General features: G+C 45.0%; 3 protein-coding genes. 2 read left to right on the top strand and 1 reads right to left on the bottom strand.

Annotated elements, in window-relative coordinates:
* Positions 1-116: 116 nt before the first annotated feature.
* Positions 117-416 (bottom strand): hypothetical protein, encoded by a 300-nt coding sequence (locus JYP50_RS21560; protein WP_206562644.1) that lies wholly within the window; start codon positions 414-416, stop codon positions 117-119.
* A 537-nt stretch (positions 417-953) separates the two neighbouring features.
* Between JYP50_RS21560 and JYP50_RS21555 the strand changes: the two genes are divergently transcribed.
* Both JYP50_RS21555 and JYP50_RS21550 read left to right on the top strand, forming a co-directional pair.
* A complete protein-coding gene (locus tag JYP50_RS21555) occupies positions 954-1,433 on the top strand; it encodes a hypothetical protein (protein WP_206562643.1) in 480 nt (159 codons plus the stop codon).
* A 440-nt stretch (positions 1,434-1,873) separates the two neighbouring features.
* Positions 1,874-2,284 (top strand): hypothetical protein, encoded by a 411-nt coding sequence (locus tag JYP50_RS21550; RefSeq protein ID WP_206562642.1) that lies wholly within the window; start codon positions 1,874-1,876, stop codon positions 2,282-2,284.
* Positions 2,285-3,168: the final 884 nt, after the last annotated feature.

Genomic DNA, 3,168 nt, shown 5'->3' with positions numbered 1-3,168 from the left:
CTGCTGCTCGAGCAGCATCCGCACAGCCCGCTCCCGGAACTCTGGGGGATATCTCATTGGTTTGGTCATTGCTCCATCCTCTCAAGGTTTAGAGCCTCCGACAAACCCGGAGCGATTCATACCGTAGATCCGCTCTTCGAAATGACGGCATGGCCCGACATGCCATAGGTGGCGCCATCAACAATCGTCGGTTTAAACGAAGCCAGGGAGGAGTCAGTGGTGTCTATATAGCTTATTCCATAGCCTGAGAAAGCAGTTGTCGCTATAGTGTCTCCGATATTGGTAGGCGAGGTGTTTGGATAGGTCTCAAAGTCCACATTTAATGCGCCCGCTGCCGTCGCAGAGCCAAGAGAAATAGCCAGCAGAAAAACCAGCCTTAAGCTTGTGCCTGCTGTTGGGGGCGTGATGTCAGTCATCTGGCGTTCTCGGTCCGGGGGAAATTGCGCCGCTCTTGGCGTAGGGGCGCAGTATACTGCTTTATAGACCATATGGTATGGAAATATTGCGAGGTCTCTATTGCCTGGAGGCCTGGAATATGAGCCATGCTGGATGTGTCTTTTTATTGAGTGGGTGAGATTCAGGGTGGTTGGGGTCATGGTGGTTGGAGTCACAGGTGGTTGGCGTGGTGATTGGGGTCAGGCCTTACATTTGACACCTTAGCATGGTGGTTGGGGTCAGGCCTTAAGTGGTGGTTGTGAGGTGATTGAGGTGATTGGGGTCAGGCCTTACATTTGACACCTCAGTTTTCATGTGTGCGTTGTGTTCGAATAGCAAAAAGTGGTGATTGGGGTCAGGCCTTACATTTGACGCTTCCATAGGTGGTGGTTGGGGTCAGGCCTTACATTTGACGCTTCAGTAGGTGGTTGGGGTCAGGCCTTACATTTGACACCTTAGTGTTCATGTGTGCGTTGTGTTCGAATAGCAAAAAGAGCAAATGTGACGGGGTAAGGCCAATGGCGTCCGTAGTCTTGAGAAATATAATGTTTGGGCTTTTTTCTCTGGTATGCTGTGAGAATATTGCAATGGCAGGTGATGGTTCAACTTCGCGCTTTGCAGGAAAGCCAAAAAGCGTGACTGTTCTAGAGCAAACTTGCGATGAATTCTTGTTGCGCGATGGTGATAAAAATAACGCGCGCACACTGTGTCTAGATCGAGTGCTCGCTATTGAATACTACGTGACTGATGTAATTCGTGGTGACCTAATAATCAAAGGTTTGCCAGTGGCTAGGGTGTACATGTTCTATCACGGGCGTGGCCTGCCAACTAGCATCACTTTTCCCGATTCTATTGTCACTGTTTCACAGCAAAGATATGGTCTTCGCCTGGATGCAGTTGATTATGGGAAAAAATTTGAGAGTGGATGGATGGTCTGCGAACAATTCAGCTCTGACGATTCTTCCGCGCTCTGCGACAGATGGGTGGCTGCGGAATAGTCCTTTCAGTGCTCCTGACTGAGTCCCATCGTTGCTGAATTTTTGAGATAGGTGCGATCCTGTCAAACAATAGTGGTTTTGTCACGGATATCTTTTTTGGTGTTGGTGCTCGATATTGGGTAAACGCTTATTGGTCGGTGCTGGTGAGTTACGATTATATTGAATTTGAGCTGAGCTTGTCAGATATCGAAGTTGATTCAATCACTTTGGCTCTGGAATATAGTTTCGCTTTTAGATGGAGATTCTAGTTAGCTACTTGATTGGTTGGGGGGGGGGCTTGTGTTTACACTCTTATTCAGGATTTGGTTTCAGTAGAGAAGAAGGTGTGAACCAGTGTTAGGGGGGTCCCGTGGCCAGACATGCGGATAGAGTTTTCTGAGTGGTGTTACTGTTTCGGCAATAAATGATGTCCATCTATGTATTATTGGTAATGGTGATTTATGGCTAATCTATGTAACTCAAATGTATTTAAAGTCACACTTTTCTTTAGCATTGTGCTTTTCTCTGGTAGAGCAATATGTATTGAAGGGTCACCAAGAATTCCAGTTTCTCTTGTCAGTGTACTATCGGAATCTAGTAATTTTATTGGGCATGATGTCACAGTGGTTGGATATTTGGATGGTCCATTCCTCTTTTTATCCAAAGATCACGCATCTTTTCTAGATTATGCTTCTTCAGTGCTAGTCCAGGATAATACAAATAATGGAGGCACCTATAAATCAAGCTGTGGAAAAGGTTATGTGAAAGTTTATGCTCGTTTGAGGCAGAGAAATGCGATCCAAAATGAGTTGATCGAAGTCCAAAGAATAATAAATCTGGTGAAAAATGTGGAATGTTTTTCTCGTCAATAGATCTGAGTTTGGCTTTGATCAGTTTTTCCTGTCCCTATATTTTCGCTGTCATATTTTTTTAGTCTTTTTCTGAACTGATTCAGTCAATTCTGCGCTTTACTGGCTCTTTATTGTCTGGAACTCTGGAATATGAGCCAAGCTGGATGTGTCTTCTTGTTCAGGCCGGAAATTCTTGGTTCAACTGGCTCAACCAATGGAGACCTTTCAACAGAACGGAAAGTCGCAATGGCAATGGCCTGTTGCGGCGGGCACTATACTCTCGCACAGGTAGGTAGGTGAAGCTTTTGGTGTCAGCTATGCTACTGTCAGTTGCGCGGTGATGGCACTTGAAGAAAAAGCGGATACAGCGTGTTAAATGTAAGGTCTGACCTTGTCTCATTATGATTCGGTATCACTTACATCTGGTTTGATTGTTGGAAGATATAGGTAATTATGTTTTCTTGCCCAAATTGCCGAAAGAAAACGTTCTCAATGTATGAAAAAGTTAGGTTGATGAAGGGTGGAGTCCTGCAGTGTGATAGTTGTGGTTCGTCATGTGAGATTTCAAATTTACTCAAGCTTTTTGTTTCATTGTTGATGGCCACTTTGTTGCCAACCCTCTTTATTCTGTTTTTCGGAATTAATGGGGTTTTGTTTTCCTTTGCCTTAACTTCGTTGCTTTTATCAATAGTATATGTTTCTTTAATTTGTATTAGTCCGCTGAAAATAAAACGACGATGAAGACATTGAGCTAGGCTGTTTTGTGGTCGGTTGCGAACGAGCATGTGGTTGGGGTCAGGCCTTGCATTTGACGTTTTTGAGGCTGGGAGCTAGCTTCATGCAATACGGTGCTTCTAGCCAGGCGGGAAGGGATTCCAATGGCCAGACCCTTGAGGATAGAGTTT

Source organism: Parahaliea mediterranea, assembly GCF_017255185.1.
In the GTDB taxonomy this organism is placed as follows: domain Bacteria; phylum Pseudomonadota; class Gammaproteobacteria; order Pseudomonadales; family Halieaceae; genus JAFKCZ01.
Note: the sequence above shows the minus strand (reverse complement) of the source record. Positions and strands in the feature narration are given on the sequence as shown.

What these genes read in the sequence shown, in the direction of transcription:
- JYP50_RS21560 (WP_206562644.1), bottom strand. Translation starts at nt 416, where the DNA reads ATGACTGACATCACGCCCCCAACAGCAGGCACAAGCTTAAGGCTGGTT.
- JYP50_RS21550 (WP_206562642.1), top strand. Translation starts at nt 1,874, where the DNA reads ATGGCTAATCTATGTAACTCAAATGTATTTAAAGTCACACTTTTCTTT.
- JYP50_RS21555 (WP_206562643.1), top strand. Translation starts at nt 954, where the DNA reads ATGGCGTCCGTAGTCTTGAGAAATATAATGTTTGGGCTTTTTTCTCTG.